Annotated in this window: 15 protein-coding genes, 1 tRNA gene and 2 pseudogenes; 12 read left to right on the top strand and 6 right to left on the bottom strand. The window is 69.9% G+C overall.

Going from position 1 to position 15,674, the window contains the following annotated elements:
• Positions 1 to 206 precede the first annotated feature (206 nt).
• Positions 207 to 279, top strand: a tRNA-Trp gene (locus tag ACYVF6_RS30420).
• Positions 280 to 379: 100 nt separating this feature from the next.
• Here ACYVF6_RS30420 and ACYVF6_RS30415 read toward each other — a convergent pair.
• Positions 380 to 904: pseudogene (locus ACYVF6_RS30415) on the bottom strand (EamA family transporter); the annotation flags it as partial.
• 1 nt (position 905) lies between these two features.
• Here ACYVF6_RS30415 and ACYVF6_RS30410 point away from each other — a divergent pair.
• Positions 906 to 1,088: a hypothetical protein gene (locus ACYVF6_RS30410; RefSeq protein ID WP_460526059.1), complete on the top strand. Its 183-nt coding sequence runs from the start codon at positions 906 to 908 to the stop codon at positions 1,086 to 1,088.
• A gap of 134 nt (positions 1,089 to 1,222) precedes the next feature.
• Entirely contained in the window at positions 1,223 to 1,699 is a 477-nt protein-coding gene (locus ACYVF6_RS30405; RefSeq protein ID WP_460526058.1) for an Lrp/AsnC family transcriptional regulator, read from the top strand.
• Positions 1,700 to 1,706: 7 nt separating this feature from the next.
• Here ACYVF6_RS30405 and ACYVF6_RS30400 read toward each other — a convergent pair whose 3' ends face one another.
• On the bottom strand, positions 1,707 to 2,291 hold the full coding sequence (locus ACYVF6_RS30400; protein WP_460526057.1) for a TetR/AcrR family transcriptional regulator: 585 nt from the start codon (positions 2,289 to 2,291) through the stop codon (positions 1,707 to 1,709).
• 73 nt (positions 2,292 to 2,364) lie between these two features.
• On the opposite strand from ACYVF6_RS30400, the gene ACYVF6_RS30395 reads away from it, so the two are divergent.
• Positions 2,365 to 3,936, top strand: coding sequence for an MFS transporter (locus ACYVF6_RS30395; protein WP_460526056.1), 1,572 nt, complete (start codon positions 2,365 to 2,367; stop codon positions 3,934 to 3,936).
• A gap of 40 nt (positions 3,937 to 3,976) precedes the next feature.
• Here the strand turns inward: ACYVF6_RS30395 and ACYVF6_RS30390 are convergent.
• The 3 genes and pseudogenes from ACYVF6_RS30390 to moaA all read right to left on the bottom strand — a co-directional run.
• A pseudogene (locus tag ACYVF6_RS30390) lies at positions 3,977 to 4,669 on the bottom strand (dihydrodipicolinate synthase family protein); the annotation flags it as partial.
• Positions 4,670 to 4,698: 29 nt separating this feature from the next.
• On the bottom strand, positions 4,699 to 5,709 hold the full coding sequence (locus ACYVF6_RS30385; protein ID WP_460526055.1) for a sialidase family protein: 1,011 nt from the start codon (positions 5,707 to 5,709) through the stop codon (positions 4,699 to 4,701).
• Positions 5,710 to 5,957: 248 nt separating this feature from the next.
• On the bottom strand, positions 5,958 to 6,953 hold the full coding sequence (gene moaA, locus ACYVF6_RS30380) for a GTP 3',8-cyclase MoaA (RefSeq protein ID WP_460526054.1): 996 nt from the start codon (positions 6,951 to 6,953) through the stop codon (positions 5,958 to 5,960).
• 77 nt (positions 6,954 to 7,030) lie between these two features.
• Between moaA and ACYVF6_RS30375 the strand changes: the two genes are divergently transcribed.
• The 4 genes from ACYVF6_RS30375 to ACYVF6_RS30360 all read left to right on the top strand — a co-directional run bounded on the left by ACYVF6_RS30375 (position 7,031) and on the right by ACYVF6_RS30360 (position 10,598).
• Positions 7,031 to 7,864: an SURF1 family protein gene (locus tag ACYVF6_RS30375; RefSeq protein WP_460526053.1), complete on the top strand. Its 834-nt coding sequence runs from the start codon at positions 7,031 to 7,033 to the stop codon at positions 7,862 to 7,864.
• A gap of 4 nt (positions 7,865 to 7,868) precedes the next feature.
• Positions 7,869 to 9,674, top strand: a complete 1,806-nt coding sequence (locus tag ACYVF6_RS30370) for a glycoside hydrolase family 15 protein (RefSeq protein ID WP_460526052.1) — start codon at positions 7,869 to 7,871, stop codon at positions 9,672 to 9,674.
• A gap of 91 nt (positions 9,675 to 9,765) precedes the next feature.
• Positions 9,766 to 10,410, top strand: a complete 645-nt coding sequence (locus ACYVF6_RS30365) for a response regulator (RefSeq protein WP_460526051.1) — start codon at positions 9,766 to 9,768, stop codon at positions 10,408 to 10,410.
• On the top strand, positions 10,407 to 10,598 hold the full coding sequence (locus ACYVF6_RS30360; protein WP_460526050.1) for a response regulator transcription factor: 192 nt from the start codon (positions 10,407 to 10,409) through the stop codon (positions 10,596 to 10,598). Before ACYVF6_RS30365 ends, ACYVF6_RS30360 begins: the two co-directional genes overlap by 4 nt.
• A 1,017-nt stretch (positions 10,599 to 11,615) precedes the next feature.
• Here the strand turns inward: ACYVF6_RS30360 and ACYVF6_RS30355 are convergent.
• The gene (locus ACYVF6_RS30355; RefSeq protein ID WP_460526049.1) at positions 11,616 to 12,023 is read right to left on the bottom strand and encodes a DUF3099 domain-containing protein; all 408 of its coding nucleotides are present in this window, start codon (positions 12,021 to 12,023) and stop codon (positions 11,616 to 11,618) included.
• Positions 12,024 to 12,130: 107 nt separating this feature from the next.
• Here ACYVF6_RS30355 and ACYVF6_RS30350 point away from each other — a divergent pair, with 107 nt between their 5' ends.
• The 4 genes from ACYVF6_RS30350 to ACYVF6_RS30335 are packed head-to-tail and all read left to right on the top strand — an operon-like array spanning position 12,131 to position 15,557.
• Entirely contained in the window at positions 12,131 to 13,057 is a 927-nt protein-coding gene (locus tag ACYVF6_RS30350) for an ABC transporter ATP-binding protein (protein ID WP_460526048.1), read from the top strand.
• The gene (locus tag ACYVF6_RS30345; RefSeq protein ID WP_460526047.1) at positions 13,054 to 13,776 is read left to right on the top strand and encodes an ABC transporter permease; all 723 of its coding nucleotides are present in this window, start codon (positions 13,054 to 13,056) and stop codon (positions 13,774 to 13,776) included. The genes ACYVF6_RS30350 and ACYVF6_RS30345 overlap by 4 nt, the downstream gene beginning before the upstream one ends.
• 24 nt (positions 13,777 to 13,800) lie before the next feature.
• The gene (locus ACYVF6_RS30340) at positions 13,801 to 14,955 is read left to right on the top strand and encodes a sensor histidine kinase (protein WP_460526046.1); all 1,155 of its coding nucleotides are present in this window, start codon (positions 13,801 to 13,803) and stop codon (positions 14,953 to 14,955) included.
• Positions 14,952 to 15,557, top strand: a complete 606-nt coding sequence (locus ACYVF6_RS30335) for a response regulator (protein WP_460526045.1) — start codon at positions 14,952 to 14,954, stop codon at positions 15,555 to 15,557. Before ACYVF6_RS30340 ends, ACYVF6_RS30335 begins: the two co-directional genes overlap by 4 nt.
• Positions 15,558 to 15,674 lie beyond the last annotated feature (117 nt).

Here is a 15,674-nt window from a genome sequence, read left to right as displayed (position 1 = left end):
TGGCGCCGGCCCTTGCGGCTGCCTCGATGCCTTCGGCGCCGGACACGCGGCGGCTCGCATGCTGGCGCAGCTCTCGGCGGTGGGAGGGGTGGCCATCGTCGCGGGGTGGTTGCGGGGCGGGATCTTCGTGGACTGGCTGGGCCTATACTGATCGGCCGTACGGACGGCGCCTGCCAAGGTTTGCCTGACAGGCTGCTCGTCCGCACAGGGGTGTGGCGCAACTGGAAGCGCAGCGGTCTCCAAAACCGCAGGTTGCAGGTTCGAGCCCTGTCACCCCTGCTTCTTCCTCGGCGTCAACAGGCTCAGGGCGAGGCCGGTGCAGGAGTACACCGAGCACGACCAGCCCGATTCCGGCCAGCTCGACCGGCTTGGGCACCTGCCCGAGTACGAGCCAGCCGATCGTCGTCGCTGTCGCGGGTAGGAGGGCCAGCAGCAACGCGAACGTCGCCCGCGGCAGGCGGGCCATCGCGAGCTGGTCGCAGACGTACGGGATCACCGACGAGCACACGCCGACGCCGAGTCCGGCCAGCAGCAGCACGGGCGAGCCGAACGCCGGCAGTGCGCCCGCGAGCCCGGCCGGCGTCACGACCAGGAGCGCTACCGCCATCGCCGCGCCGAGGCGTTCGACGCCCGCGCCGCCGCCGTCGGCCGCGATGCGGTGCCCGAGTACGACGTACAGCACGAACAGCAAGCAGTTCGCGAACGCCAGCGCCACCCCGAGCGGCGAGCCCGCCAGCCGTACGTCGGTCAGCAGGACGACGCCGGACACCGCCAGTACCAACGCTCCGAGGTTGCGCGGCGTCCGCACCCCGATCGCCGCCAGCAGGACCGGTCCGAGGAACTCGATCGCGCCGACCGTCGCCAGCGGCAAGCGGTCGATGGCCCAGTAGAAGCAGAGGTTCATCGTGCCGAGTACGCCGCCGAGCGAGGCGAGCAGCAGCCGTTGCCGCCGGCCCGCCGCCCGGAACGTCCGCCACGGCCGCCGCCATGCGCCGAAGACCACGGCCGCGCCGGCGATCCGCAGCCACGCGACGCCCGCGGCCGGGATCTGCCCGAACAGCAGCACGGCGAACGCCGGCCCGAGGTAGTGGAAGATCGCGCTGGTCAGGAAGTACGCATAGGGGATCACGAGATGCCAGAGTGCGGCGAAACCGGGCGAGTTTCCATACGCTGATGGACAGGAAACGGACTCGAATCCATCGAATCGGCAACGGATCGCGGCATGAACTTACCGAATGGCAAAGCCCAGCTCGACGACACCGATCTGCGCCTGCTGGAGGCGCTGCGCGACGACCCGAGGCTGGCGGTTTCGGAGCTGGCGCGCCGCACCGGCCTGTCCGCGCCGACCGCGCGCGAACGGGTCCGGCGGATGGAACGCCGCGGCGTGATCCGCGGCTACCGCCTCGACCTCGACCCGGCGGCGCTCGGCCGGCCGGTCGCCGCGTACGTACGCGTCCGGCCGGGCCCTGGCCAGCTGCTGAAGATCGCGGAGCTGGCGCAAGAGCTCCCGGAGGTCGTCGAGTGCCACCGGATCACGGGAGAGGACTGCTTCCTGCTGAAGGTGTACGTCGCGGAGGTGTCGGCGCTGGAGGAAGTGCTGGACCGCTTCCTGCTGTTCGGCCAGACGACGAGCTCGGTGGTCCAGTCGTCGCCGGTACCGCCACGCGGGCTGCCGATTCCGAAGCGTCCGGCCGACTGACCCACGCCTACGCCTGCGCCTGCGTCTCGGCGCCGAGCGCCCGGACCGCTTCGACGACCTGTTCGCCGGTCGGCAACGAGTCCGGGTCGAGGAACGCCTGCAGCGCCAGGCCGGCGATCAGCGCGTGAATCACCGACCCCGTACCCCGCGCCACCGACGGGTCCAGGTCGGCCACGGACCGGTCCAGCAGCAGGCCCGCCAGCGACGCCCGCGCGTCCCGCGTCCCTTCGACCAGCGCCGAGCGGATTCCGTCCTCGAACTCGGCTTGGGCGTAGGTCTGCACGCTGGCCACCAGCACCTCCCGCTGGCCAGCCATCGCCACGAGCAACTGGTCGACGCAGATGCGCAGGCGTTCGGCCGGGCCGGCCGAGCCGCCCGCGGCCTCCACCGCCGTGTCGACGGCGTGGCCCCACTCGCCCTGCGCCTGCAGGGCCGCGGTGCTCATCAGGGCGTCCTTCGAGCCGAAGTGATAGCCGATCGACGCCAGATGTGAGCCGGATGCCGCCGCGATGTCGCGTGCTGTCGTGCGGTGATAGCCCTTCTCGACCAGCAGTCGCCTGGCCGCGGCCAGCAGGTCCTCGCGTTGGCTCATGCCACCGAACGCTACCAGATTTGTACGTACGTACGTATTGACGCCATGATTTGTACGTACGTACGATCAGCCAATGCCACAAGCCACCGCCCGCACCTGGTGCGGCCTCGGCGTACTGCTACTCGCCGCGCTGCTGACCGCGACCGACATTTCGGTGCTGTTCGTCGCAGGCCCCGCGATCGCCGATGCGCTGCGGCCGACGGCCACCCAGTGGCTGTGGGCGATGGACATCTACAGCTTCCTGATGGCCGGCCTGCTGATCACGATGGGCAGCCTGGGCGACCGCATCGGCCGCCGGAAGGTCCTGCTCGCCGGCGCCGCGCTGTTCGGCGTGGGATCGGTCGTCCTGGCGTACGCGCCAACTACCACCGCGCTGATCCTGACCCGCGGGGTCCTCGCGGTCGGCGGTGCGACGGTCGCGCCATCCACGCTGTCGCTGATCCGCGGCATGTTCGCCGACGAACGCGAACGACGGGCCGCCGTCGGTGCGTGGACGGTCGCGTTCGCGGGCGGCGCCGTCGCCGGGCCCATCCTCGGTGGCGTGCTCCTCGAGCGGTTCTGGTGGGGATCGGTCTTCCTGATCAACGTTCCGGTGATGGCGCTGCTCCTTCTCACCGCGCCGTTCCTCGTGCCGGAGTCGAAGCCGACCGGACAACGCGGATTCGACCTACCGGGCGCGGCCCTCTCGCTCGCGGCCATCCTCTGCGTGGTCTTCGCGCTGAAGGAGCTCGCGCGGAACGGGCCGACCTGGCCCGCCGTCGTCGCGGCCCTGCCCGGCTGTGCCGCCGCCGCGTGGTTCGTACGGCACGAGCGCCGGACCGGGGACCCGCTGGTCGACCTCCGCCTCTTCCGAGCCAGGTCGTTCTCGGTGGCCGTCGCCGTCAACGCTGTGATAGCGATCGTGACCGCGGGGTTGGGCGTGCTGGCGTTTCCGTACCTGCAGTACGTCCATCACCTCACGCCGCTGCAGTCGGCATTGTGGGCGACGCCGATGCTTGCCGGCTCGTTCGTGGGCGCGGTGGCCGCGACCCAACTCGCGCGGCGGTTCTCCGAAGCCGCGCTGCTCACGTCCGGACTCCTGCTCGCCGCAACCGGCCTGACGATCGTGGCGAGCCTGGCGACTGCCCAGCCCGATGACGGCCTGGGCCGGTTCCTGCTCGGGTACGCGATCCTGATCCTCGGCACCGGGCTCACCGGAACGATCGCGGGCGGGCTGGTGCTCTCCGGCGTACCGTCCGAGCGGGCGGGCGCGGCCGCCGGCATCGCCGAGACCAGCGCGCACCTCGGCTCGGCACTCGGCATCGCCGGCTTCGGAACGCTGGCCGCCGCGATCTACACCGCCAGGATGCTCGCCACCGCACCGCCCGGCACCGACCCGGCCGCCCTCGAAACCATCGCCGGCGCCCAGCCGGCGCCAGCGCTGCATGAGTCAGCCTTCGCCGCCTACGCCGACGGCGTGGCAGCCACCGCCCTCGGCGGCGCGATCCTCACTGCCGCGCTCGCCGGGACGACCTGGTTCGTACTCAGACGGGTGCGAGGTCCTCGATCGCCTGCTGGATCTGGGCGACGGCCACCGGGCTCGGGGCGGCCAGCGCCATCCGCGCCGACGGGTCGATGCCGTACCGCAGATGCACCGCCAGCTTGAGTGCCGCGATGTTCGGCCCCACCAGGCGTATCACCCGCGTGATCGTCGAGCGGTGGCGTTGGGCACCCACTTGGTCGGACGACGCGACCGTGCGCGCCTGGGCCAGGAACGGCTCCGGGAACGCCGCCGACACGCCCGACACGATCCCGTGTCCGCCGGCGGCTACCACCTCCGGCAGTTCGGTGTCGTTGCCGGAGTACAACACGAAGTCGTCCGGAACGGCGCTGACGTAGAACGCGAAGTCGGTCGCCGCGCGGCCCGACAGCTTGGCGCCGACGATGTGCGGCAGCTCGGCGAGCTCAGCCAGCTGGTCCGGCAGCACGGTGAGCCCGGTGCGGTCCGGAAAGAGGTAGGCGTAGGTGTCGACGCCGCCGGCCGCCTCGAGGACTTGCTCGTAGTAGTCCTGTACGGCCGACGGCGGCGCCGGCAGGAAGTACGGCGTGATCGCCGCGATCCGAGTCGAGCCCGCGGCGACCGCACGGGAGGCCAGCCCGGCCGCCTGGCGCGCGCTCGCCGCGCCGACGTGGGCGATCACGCGTTCCGGGCCGGCAGCCTCCAGGACCGTTTCGATCAGCCTGATCCGTTCGTCGTCGGTGAGCGCCGGGAACTCGCCCGTGGTGCCCGCCACCAGGAACGCGTCGATCTCGGCCGGAAGCGCCTTCACCAGCTTGGCGGCGCCGGCGTAGTCGACCTCGCCGTCGGAAAGGAACGGCGTGGGGATCGGCGTGATCACCTCAACATCGGACGGCACGGAAGTTCCTCTCACCCCTCGTCGCCGATCAGTTCGGCACCCGGCACGATCGCGAACGCGATGCCGCGCCGTTGCCAGGTATACGTCATCGCGATCCCGTCTGCGTAAGGCACAACGGCAGGATAGGAGAGCTCGGCGCGCCCGGTTCGCGCATCGGGCTGGTCGTCGACGTCATCGATGACCGGCCCGGGCGTCCAGGTCTCACCGTACGCATCGGTGGAGACGGCGAGCACGAGCGGCGTGCGCGCACCCCAGTTCGCGCTGACGGGGTTGTACGCGCAGACCACATGCGCGCCGCCCGCGATCGGCGTGGCGTCGATGCCGCTGTTGTTGTTCGGGAGCGTCGTCGGCCGGGCCGGTTCCCAGCTGGCACCGCCGTCGGTGGACGTACTGGTGTAGACCCAGCCCTCCGTACTCCGGGCCAGCATCCGCAGCGTTCCGGGCGCCGGCTCCCACAGCGCCGGCTGGATCAGCCCGCGCCGGCCGGCGGGCGTGGGCAGGTCCATCGGTACGAGTTCGGACGCGGTCCAGGTGGCGCCCTGGTCGGTCGACAGGTCGGCGAACGCGTCCCAGCGGTCGCCCTCGAGCGACGCAGGCGCGGCGATCGTGCCGTCGTGGAGGCGGATCGGCTTGTTCTTGACGGGCCCGCGGCCGCCGGAGTCGCCGGGCACCAGCTCCGACGGCGGCGACCAGGTCTCACCGCCGTCGGCCGAACGGATCACGCGGGTACGCCACGCCGGGATCTGTGTGCCGACCTTGTAGAACAGCGCGATCTCGTCGGGTCCGGTCGCGAACAGTACGGGGTTCCAGTGCGGCAGCTCCGGCTCGGCGGCGACCTGGCGCGGCTGCGTCCAGCCGTCGCTCGTCCGGCGGCCGAGCCAGATGCCGACGTCTCCGGCGCCCTCCTCGGTACCGCCGAACCACGCGGCCAGGAAGTCGCCGCCGGGCAACGGAAGCAGCGTGGAGGCATGGCACTGGGCGAAGCGCGGGTCGTCCAGCGCGGCGAACTCTCGTTTCGGCATCGACAGCAAGCCAACCAGATCCGGCCGGCTGTCAACCCTGACGATCGTCAATGCCGGGTGGTGTCGTTCGAGGCATGGCGGTGCGTTGCCGCGTGCCTACGTTCGGGCGGCATGACATCTCAACGGCCGCCGGGCGGGCAAGGTGGCCGTTGTCTGACGGATCGGCTCCTGGTGGCGGAGCTGGGGTGGCCGGCAGGCCGAGTGCTAGCGCTGCCGCCCGCCCGGCCAACGGCCCGGCGCCTGACGGGTCAGCCGCCGATGGCGGACATGGGGCGGGTGGGCTGGAGGAACGACGGATCGTCGATGCCGTGCCCGGGCCGCTTCCCGATCACGGCCAGCCGCCACCGGTCCGCGAGTTCCTCGTCGGATGCGCCCGACCGCAACGCGGTCCGCAGATCCGACTCCTCGCGCGCGAACAGGCAGTTGCGCACCTGTCCATCCGCCGTCAGCCGGACCCGATCGCAGTCGCCGCAGAACGGGCGGGTCACTGACGCGATGACGCCGACCTTCGCGGGGCCGCCGTCGACCAGGAAGATCTCGGCCGGTGCCGAGCCTCGCCGCGACGGGTCGTCCGGCGTCAAGGTGAAGGCGGCTCGCAGCCGCTCCAGGATCTCCTCCGCCGTGACCATCGTGTCGCGGCGCCAGCCGTGCTGGGCGTCCAACGGCATCTGCTCGATGAACCGCAGCTCGTATCCCCGCTCCAGGCACCACGCCAGCAACGATGGGGCCTCGTCGTCGTTGACGTCGCGCATCAGGACGGCGTTGACCTTCACCGGCGTCAGCCCGGCAGCCGCGGCCGCCTCCAGCCCCTCGAACACGTCCGAAAGCCGGTTTCGCCGCGCCAACGTGACGAACGTCTCCGGTCGCAGCGTGTCGAGCGACACGTTGATCCGGTCGAGTCCGGCCGCCTGCAACGACCCGGCGAGCCGCGTCAGCCCGAGCCCGTTGGTGGTCAGCGAGATCTCCGGCCGCGGCTCCAACCTGGCCGTCTGCTCCACGATCGACACCAGCCCGCGCCGGATCAGCGGCTCACCACCGGTGAACCGCACCTCCCGGACGCCGAGCTGCCGCACCGCCACCGAGACCAACCGCGCCACCTCGTCGTCGGTGAGCAGCGTGGGCGAAGGCAGCCAGGGCAGGCCCTCGGCGGGCATGCAGTAGGTGCACCGCAGGTTGCACCGATCGGTCAGCGAGACACGGAGGTCGGTCGCCGTACGCCCGTACCTGTCGACAAGACCGCCCATCCCGCCAGCCTAGGCACACCGCACAACCGAAGGCATGCCGCCTGGCCCCCCAGGCACGTCGGGTAACGTCACCAGGCGTGTACCGCTTCCTGTTGCGGCCACGATGGATCGCCCTGATTCTCGCCGTCATCGTCCTGGTCACGGTGTTCGTCCAGCTGGCCGGCTGGCAGTTCCGGCGCAACTCCGAGCGCTCTGCCGCCAACCAGCTGATCGAACGCAACCTCACCGCGCCCGCACGCCCGGCCGGCGAGGTGCTCCAGGTCGGCAAGGACCTCGAGCCCGGTCAGCAGTGGTCGCCACTCACCGCGACGGGACGCTACGACGAGGAGCACCAGCTGCTCGTCCGCTACCGCCATCTCGGCGGCGAGCCCGGCTTCGAGGTGCTCACCCCGCTGGTCACCGACCACGGCGCCGCGCTGCTGGTCGACCGCGGCTGGGTCTCGGCCCCCGGCGGCACCGCCGAGCTGCCCGACCTCCCACCACCGCCGAGCGGCCAGGTCACGGTCACCGGCCGGGTGTTGCCCAGCGAGAGCGGCCCCGCCGACCAGGTACGTCCGGAGACCGGCCAGGTCCGCTTCATCGACGTCGGCACAATCGCCAAGGCCCTGCCGTACCCCGTCTACGGCTCGTACGTCCAACTCACCACCAGCACCCCACAACCGGACCGGCACCTCACGCTGCTGCCGCCTCCCGAGCAGGACGCCGGGCCGTTCCTGTCGTACGGCATCCAGTGGTGGCTGTTCTCGCTCATGGCGGTCGGCGGGCTGATCTTCCTGGCCTACGACGAGGCTCACGACGGTGCCCTGCGCGAACGCCTCCGGCGCAGCGGCCGGGCCGCCGACAAGGAGGACGAGGAAGACGAGGCTCGCCGGGCGGCGGAGGAGAGACAGGCCGCGGAGAGGGCACACTGATCGCATGGCTGGACGCATCGAGGACTACGCACTGATCGGCGACCTGCACACGGTCGGCTTGGTGGACCGGTCCGGTTCCATCGACTGGCTCTGCTTCCCCCGCTTCGACTCGCCCGCGTGCTTCGCGGCGCTGCTGGGCGATGAGGAGAACGGCCACTGGCGGATCGCGCCGGTCGGAGCCGATCGCGCGAGCAGCCGGCGCTACCGCGGCGACACGATGATCCTCGAGACCACCTGGGAGACGCCCGACGGCGCGGTCCGGGTGATCGACTTCATGCCTCCACGCGACGAACAGCCCGACGTCGTACGCATCGTCGAAGGGCTCAGTGGTCGCGTCGAGATGCGCGGCGAGCTGCGGTTCCGCTTCGACTACGGCTCGGCGATCCCCTGGGTGCGCAAGGCCGACGGCCAGCTCGGCGCGGTCGCCGGGCCCGACGCGGTCTGGTTGCGGTCCGACGTGCCGACCCGGGGCAAGAACTTCGCGACGTACTCCGAGTTCGAGGTCCGCGCCGGCGAGCGCGTCGACTTCGTGCTGACCTGGCATCCCTCCCACCTGGAGCCGCCGATGCCGGTCGAGCCGGAGGTGGCGCTGGTCACCACCGAGACGTTCTGGACCGACTGGGCCGAGCGCTGCACCTACGAAGGCGAGTGGCGCGACGCCGTGATGCGCTCGCTGCTCACGCTGAAGGCACTCACCTACGCTCCGACCGGTGGCATCGTCGCGGCCGCCACCACCTCGCTGCCGGAGGACATCGGCGGCGAACGCAACTGGGACTACCGCTACTGCTGGCTGCGCGACGCCACGATGACGCTGATCGCGCTGATCAAGAGCGGCTACACCGAAGAGGCCACGGCGTGGCGGCAGTGGCTGCTGCGTGCGATCGCGGGCGCACCGGAGAACCTCCAGATCATGTACGGCCTGGGCGGCGAGCGCCGGCTGCTGGAGTACGAACTGCCGTGGCTCGGCGGCTACGAGGGCTCCAAGCCGGTGCGGGTCGGGAACGACGCGGCCGGGCAGCTGCAGCTCGACGTCTACGGCGAGGTGATGGACGCACTCGACGTCGCCCGGCACGCCGGCGTCCACGCCGACCTCAATGCCTGGGATCTCCAGCGCAACCTGGTCGGGCATCTCTGCGAGATCTGGGACCAGCCCGACAGCGGCATCTGGGAGGTTCGCGGCGGGGCGCGCCATTTCACGTACTCCAAGGTGATGGCCTGGGTCGCGCTGGACCGGGCCGTGCGCGGGATCGAGGAGTTCGGCCGGCGCGGTGACGCCGACCTGTGGCGGTCGATCCGCGACAAGATCCACGCCGACGTCTGCGCGCAGGGGTTCGACGCCAAGCGCAACACGTTCACCCAGTCGTACAACTCGCCCGAGCTCGACGCCTCGTTGCTGCTGATGCCGCAGGTCGGTTTCCTGCCACCGACAGATCCTCGGATCATCGGCACGGTCGAGGCGATCCAGCGCGAGCTCGCCCACGACGGGTTCGTGCTGCGGTACGAACTGCCGCCGCACGACCAGGCCGTCCACGAGGTCGACGGGCTGCGCGGCGGCGAGGGCACGTTCCTGGCCTGCAGCTTCTGGCTGGCCGACGACCTGCACCTGATCGGGCGGCAGGACGAGGCGCGCGAGCTGTTCGAGGAACTGCTCAAGCTGCGCAACGACGTCGGGCTGCTGGCCGAGGAGTACGACCCGCGGTACGGCCGGCAGGTAGGCAACTTCCCGCAGGCCTACAGCCACATCGCGCTGATCAACTCCGCCCTGCACCTGAGCGGCAAGGCCCCGATCGTTCACACCCAGCACCGCTGAGTTGGACTTTCGGCAGATCCGCTCGGACGGGCGGTTACGTACGGTCCTCGCTAGGAAAAGCCTGCTGTGGCCGCTGGCCTGCCTCGCGGCCATGTCGCTGAGCCTGCTCAACACCTGGGCGATGGTGCTCGCCGCCGTCGCGGGCCTGCTGGCGGGGCGACTTGCCGTGCGCGCGGCTCCTGCACTGGTTTCGTTCGGCGTGGTGCTGGTCACGGCCGGCGTGCTTCTCGCGGTGCCCGACTGGAGTGGGTGGGGCGACGAGTTACTGGACGTCGCGCTGCTGGCGACCTTGCTGCCCTGGCTGATCGGCCGGGTCTGGCGGCAGTCGCGCGAGCTGGTGTGGGCCGGTGCGCCTGTGGTCGGTGAGGCAGGGGATGGGCGGGCCGCTGTCGAGCTCGTGCAGCGGCATCGGCCCGATGTCGCCTTGCTGGACGTACGGATGCCCGGTACCGACGGGCTGCAGGCGACTGCTGAGATCCGGCGGACAATGCCTTCGACCGCGGTGATCGTGCTGACGACGTTCGGGCAGGACGACTACATCCTGGCGGCGCTCGGAGGTGGGGCGAGTGGGTTCCTGGTCAAGTCGGGGGAGCCGGAGGAACTGCCGGCCGCGGTGCGGGCTGTGGCGGACGGGGCTGCGTATCTGTCGCTACGGGTTGCCGCCAAGGTGATTGCCACCTGGCCGCGACGGGGGTGGATCGGCGGGCGGTGGCGCGGCAGAGGGTGGCGGCGTTGACCGGGCGCGAGCGGGAGGTGCTGCGGTTGGTGGCTGGGGGATTGTCGAATGCGCAGATCGCGCGGTTGTTGCATGTTGTGGAGGGGACGGTGAAGGCGCACGTGAGCTCGATACTGGCGGGGCTCGACGTGCCGAATCGGGCGGCGGCTGTGGTGGCGCAGGAGGCGGGGCTGACTGGTTCGGGGTGAGGGGTGGCGCGGCCGGCTCGCGGTCGTACTGCTCGGGGTTTGGGTTGCGCGCGGGTCGGTTGCCCGCGGGTCGGTTGTGCGGTTTTGGTCGCTCGCGGATCGGGTTGCTTTTGGCGAGTTGCCTTGGTGGGTTGGCTCTTCGCTGCTTTGGGCTCGGCTTTGTTCGCGGCGAGTCGTCGTTGTCGGTGGCCTCCGGCGGGCCGGACACTCGGGTTCGGAACCGGGGCTTTCCGGCCCCTCGCCCGTCGGACACGTCACCAGAGGTTTAGCCGACGCTGCCCAGGGATGCAAGGCTGCCCGGCCTCGGTCTGCTTTGGCTTTGGCCTTGCATCCCTGGGCATCGCCGGCCAAATGCAAGCATGCCGCGTCCGACAGGCGAGGAACCGGAAAGCGGGACTTGGATTGTGCTGGTGCGCACAGCACTCAGGGGCGCCTTTGTGGAGCGTGGAACTGTCCGATGGCCGGTCCACTCGGCACGACGTTGGTCAGCTGTCGGTTGTGGGATCGGTTGCAGGGGTGTCTTCGGAGGGAGCTTCGAAGGCTACGACTTCTCGCAGGAATGTTCGCCTGTTCAGGAAGTCTGAAAGATATTCGCGGTGCTGGTCGCAGGCCAGCCACACCTTTCGACGCTCGGGTGGGTGCAGCTTTGGGTTGTTCCAGCGCAGCTCCCAGGTTGCTGTGGCTCGGCAGCCTTTGGCTGAACACTGCAAACTGTCCGAATGATGAGATGTCATATCCGCTGACCGGTCGGTGTGCATCTAGCTGAAGGACTGACCCTACATCGCTTGGTCGGTCGCGGGGCTTGGTCACGCACAGGCAGGAATTGCAATGCGTAACGGATTCGACCGAGATCAGGTCGTGATTTAACACTGTGTAATGCAAAGCGGGAGTAGTCAAGGCAAAAAGAAGCGACGCCGGGCAGCCACGGGGGAAGCCGCCCGGCGTCGCATCACGTCGCACTCCGACGGGGGAAGCGGAGCGCGCAGGAAGAGTGTGGCACGAACCGCGCCTCTGCGTCTAGTGGGGCGACGAAAGATCTTCGCCAGAACTTCGCCCCTGGTTCGACGCCCGATTCGACGCCTGATCGGCCTTCTGGGAGGCGGTTCGGTGGTAATCGTTACCAGGCCCGTGAACTGCGGCGGAACCCCCTGACGGGAGCTCGAGCCGGCCTTCCGGAACGTATGGCGCCGGACCGCTCTTGGTGCGCTCTCGGCCCGCGTTCGCGATGACTACGGCGATGTACGGGAGGAGTACGGCGGCCACGATGAGTACCCACCTGAAAACACCGTGCGTGACAAATGCGCCGATAAAGCACGCAGTGCGGATGGCCATCGAGATCAGGTAACGGACCTCACGGGACCGCACGTCCGCAGTGCGGCTTTTGGGCGCACCGGTGATCGAGTAAGCGACCGGTTTGCGCGACATCCAGGGTCCTCCCTCATCCAACCTACGCCCGGCCATGACGGATGTCATTGCCGAGTCGGGATCGACGACACCTAAACCGAGAGTCGTCCGACGCCAAAGTTGACGGTATGACCACCTCAACTGTGACAACGCAAGGGATGGCCGTACGGCTCACCGGACTGGCCAAGAGTTATGGCTCCGTACATGCGGTCCGTGGCGTCGATCTCGATATCGCACCGGGCGAAGTCGTCGCCCTGCTCGGCCCGAACGGTGCGGGCAAGTCCACCACGGTCGACATGTTGCTCGGGCTGGCCAAGCCGGATCGCGGGGAGGCGAAGGTGTTCGGCCGCGATCCCAGGAAGGCCGTCGCGGACGGGGATGTCGGGGCGCTGCTGCAGTCCGGCAGCCTGCTGCCCGACATCAAGGTCGGCGAGCTGGTCGAAACCTTCGCAGCCCTGCACAAGAAGCCCGTTCCGGTCGCCGAGGCGTTGCGCCGCGCGGGCATCGAGGACCTCGCGAAGCGTGCGACCACCAAGCTGTCCGGCGGCCAGTCGCAGCGGGTCCGCTTCGCGCTGGCGATCGTGCCCGACCCCGACCTGCTCGTCCTCGACGAGCCGACGGTCGGCATGGACGTGGAGTCGCGCCGGGCGTTCTGGCAGACGATGCGCGAGCTCACCAACGCCGGCAAGACCGTGTTGTTCGCCACGCACTACCTCGACGAGGCCGACGAGTACGCCGACCGGGTCGTGCTGATGCGGGAGGGCCTGATCGTCGCCGACGGTACGGCTGCGTCGATCAAGGGCATGGTCTCCGGCCGGACCATCCAGGCGACCGTCCCCGGCGCCGACCTGCGAACGATCGAGACCCTGCCCGGTGTCTCGTCCGTCACCACCAAGGCCGACCGGATGCAGCTCTCCTGCACCGACTCCGACCGAGCCCTCCGCGCCCTGCTCACCGCCTGCCCGCAGGCAATCGACATCGAGGTCGCGGGTGCCGACCTCGAAGACGCCTTCCTCGCCCTGACCGCCACTTCCTCGCAGGAGACGAACCGATGACCGCCAAGTACCTCTTGCTCGAGACCCGCCGTGCCTACCGCAACCGGCGATTCCTGATCATGACGCTGGTCACGCCGCTGATCCTCTTCCTGATCAACTCGAGCCTGTGGGGCAACGCGAAGGATGGCACGACCGCCTACCTGATGGCCAGCATGGCGGCGTTCGGCGCGATGACCTCCGCGATCTCGGTGGGCATGCGCGTCGCGACCGAACGCCAGGTGGGCTGGAACCGGCAGCTCCGGCTGACGCCGCTGCGCCCCTCGGCCTACCTCGTCAGCAAGGGCCTGCTGGCCATGCTGATCGCGATCCCCTCGATCCTGCTGGTGTTCGCAGCCGGCGCGTTCATCGAGCACGTCCAGTTGGGAGCGATGCAGTGGATCGAGTCCGGCATCGGGCTGTGGATCGCGCTGATCCCGTTCGCGGTGCTCGGCCTGATGATCGGGTACGCCGGCAACCCCGACAGCACCGGTCCGATCTTCTCGCTGGTGTTCATGGGCATGTCGTTGTTCGGCGGACTGTGGTTCCCGGTCGAGACGCTGCCCGACGTGATGGCGACGATCGCCAAGCTGCTGCCGTCGTACTGGCTCGGCCTGATCGCCCGCGGTCCGCTGCTGGACCAGAGCTTCGACTGGCTGTCGGTCCCGGTCCTGCTGGGCTGGACGGTGGTGCTCGGCCTGATCGTGATCAACCGGTACCGGGTCGATACCGCCCGGGCGTGAACCACAGGACTAACGTCGATGACCATGAACACCGATGCCGCGGCGGCCGGCCAACAGGAGTGCCCCGAGGAGCGGGACACGACGACAGCCGCCAGCGTCTGGAGACGGAACCGCCCCCGCCGCGGGCTGATCTTCGGCGGGGCGTGGCTCGTGTTCCTGTTCGTGCCGGTCACCAGCGCGTTCGAACGGCACGAGGGCACGGCGGCCCGGATCGCGATCGTGGCGCTCGCGGTGGTGTTCGGTGCGGCCTACGTACCGGTCTTCTTCATCGGCTGGAATCCGCGCTACCGCCGTTGGGCGCACGCGGATCTGGCGGTGCTGGTCGTGCTGACCGGCTTGTTCTGCCTGGCCGCCGGCGAGATCGGACTGTTCCCCGCGGTATTCATCGCCGCCGCGGGGGTGACCGTGCTGGAACCGCGGGCGGCCCTGGTCTTCGCGCTCACGTTGATCGCCGCCTGTCTGGTCCTGCCGTTGCTCATGCCGGGCTGGGAGAGCGACTTCTCTTCCGCGTTCTCCGTGGCCATGAGCTCGTTGGCGTCGTTCGGGTTCGCCCAGCTGCTCCGTAGTAACCGGGAGCTGTCCGAAGCGCAGAGCCGGATCGCGGAGCTCGCGGTCAACGAGGAACGCGTCCGGTTCTCACGGGACCTGCACGACATCCTCGGCCACAGCCTTACTGTGATCACCGTGAAGGCCGAACTGGCCGGCAAGCTGGTCGAACGCGACCCGGGCCGAGCCGTCACCGAGATCACCGACATCGAGCGGCTGGGCCGTGAGGCGCTGGCCGACGTACGTTCGACCGCGGCCGGCTATCGCGGGGTCGGGCTGGCGGCGGAGCTCAGCCGGGCCAGGGGAACACTCGCCGCGGCCGGCGTCGGCGCCGACCTGCCCAACTCCATCGACCAGGTGCCGGGCGACTACCGCGAGCTGTTCGGCTGGGTGGCGAGAGAAGGAGTCACCAACGTCGTGCGGCACAGCAAGGCACGTACCTGCACGGTCCGGTTGACGCCGAACAGCGTCGAGGTGGTCGACGACGGGGTGGGACCCTCCGACAGCACGTCCGACGGCACGGGCAGTGGCCTGGCCGGCCTGCGCGAGCGGGTCCAGAGCGCGGACGGTACGTTCGAGATCGGCCGCGCGCCCGAGGGTGGTTTCCGCCTGTACGTACGGGTGGGGCGATGATCCGTCTGCTGCTGGCTGACGACCAGCACCTCGTCCGTGGGGCGCTGGCCGCCCTGCTGTCGTTGGAGTCCGACCTCGAAGTGGTCGCCGAAGTGGGGCGAGGCGACGAGGTCGTGGCCGCTGCCCGGCAGGTCGCACCCGACGTCGCGCTGGTCGATGTCGAGATGCCCGGCATGGACGGCATCGAGGTGACCGAGCAACTGCGTAAGGCACTGCCGAAGTGCCGCGTGCTGATCGTGACGACGTTCGGCCGGCCCGGCTACGTGCGGCGGGCACTGGAGGCGGGCGCGAGCGGATTCGTCGTGAAGGACACCCCGGCCGACAAGCTGGCCGACAGCATCCGCCGGGTCAACTCCGGCTTGCGCGTGGTGGATCCGACGCTGGCGGTGGAGTCGCTGGCCTCCGGGCAGAGCCCGCTGACGGCCCGCGAGCAGGACGTGCTCCGGTCGGCGCAGGGCGGCGGCACGGTGGCCGACATCGCACGCGGCCTGATGCTGTCGGAAGGCACCGTACGCAACCACCTCTCCAGCGCGATCGGCAAGACCGGCGCGCGTACGCGTGCGGAGGCGGTCCGGATCGCGTTGGACAACGGCTGGCTCTAGAGACACCACCTGGCCGACCCAGCCGCAACCGGCCGCGAGTTCCCGAACTCCCGCTGCCCTGGGGGTGGTCGGCATTACTGTCGATCCCGCCAAGCTCACGGGAGGTGGCCAGTGCTG

This window comes from Flindersiella endophytica (assembly GCF_054779015.1).
Note: the sequence above shows the minus strand (reverse complement) of the source record. Positions and strands in the feature narration are given on the sequence as shown.

What these genes read in the sequence shown, in the direction of transcription:
- ACYVF6_RS30400 (WP_460526057.1), bottom strand. Translation starts at nt 2,291, where the DNA reads ATGAGCCAACGCGAGGACCTGCTGGCCGCGGCCAGGCGACTGCTGGTC.
- ACYVF6_RS30345 (WP_460526047.1), top strand. Translation starts at nt 13,054, where the DNA reads ATGACCGCCAAGTACCTCTTGCTCGAGACCCGCCGTGCCTACCGCAAC.
- ACYVF6_RS30365 (WP_460526051.1), top strand. Translation starts at nt 9,766, where the DNA reads ATGTCGCTGAGCCTGCTCAACACCTGGGCGATGGTGCTCGCCGCCGTC.
- ACYVF6_RS30395 (WP_460526056.1), top strand. Translation starts at nt 2,365, where the DNA reads ATGCCACAAGCCACCGCCCGCACCTGGTGCGGCCTCGGCGTACTGCTA.
- ACYVF6_RS30350 (WP_460526048.1), top strand. Translation starts at nt 12,131, where the DNA reads ATGACCACCTCAACTGTGACAACGCAAGGGATGGCCGTACGGCTCACC.
- ACYVF6_RS30355 (WP_460526049.1), bottom strand. Translation starts at nt 12,023, where the DNA reads ATGTCGCGCAAACCGGTCGCTTACTCGATCACCGGTGCGCCCAAAAGC.
- moaA (WP_460526054.1), bottom strand. Translation starts at nt 6,953, where the DNA reads ATGGGCGGTCTTGTCGACAGGTACGGGCGTACGGCGACCGACCTCCGT.
- ACYVF6_RS30370 (WP_460526052.1), top strand. Translation starts at nt 7,869, where the DNA reads ATGGCTGGACGCATCGAGGACTACGCACTGATCGGCGACCTGCACACG.
- ACYVF6_RS30385 (WP_460526055.1), bottom strand. Translation starts at nt 5,709, where the DNA reads ATGCCGAAACGAGAGTTCGCCGCGCTGGACGACCCGCGCTTCGCCCAG.
- ACYVF6_RS30340 (WP_460526046.1), top strand. Translation starts at nt 13,801, where the DNA reads ATGAACACCGATGCCGCGGCGGCCGGCCAACAGGAGTGCCCCGAGGAG.
- ACYVF6_RS30405 (WP_460526058.1), top strand. Translation starts at nt 1,223, where the DNA reads ATGAACTTACCGAATGGCAAAGCCCAGCTCGACGACACCGATCTGCGC.
- ACYVF6_RS30335 (WP_460526045.1), top strand. Translation starts at nt 14,952, where the DNA reads ATGATCCGTCTGCTGCTGGCTGACGACCAGCACCTCGTCCGTGGGGCG.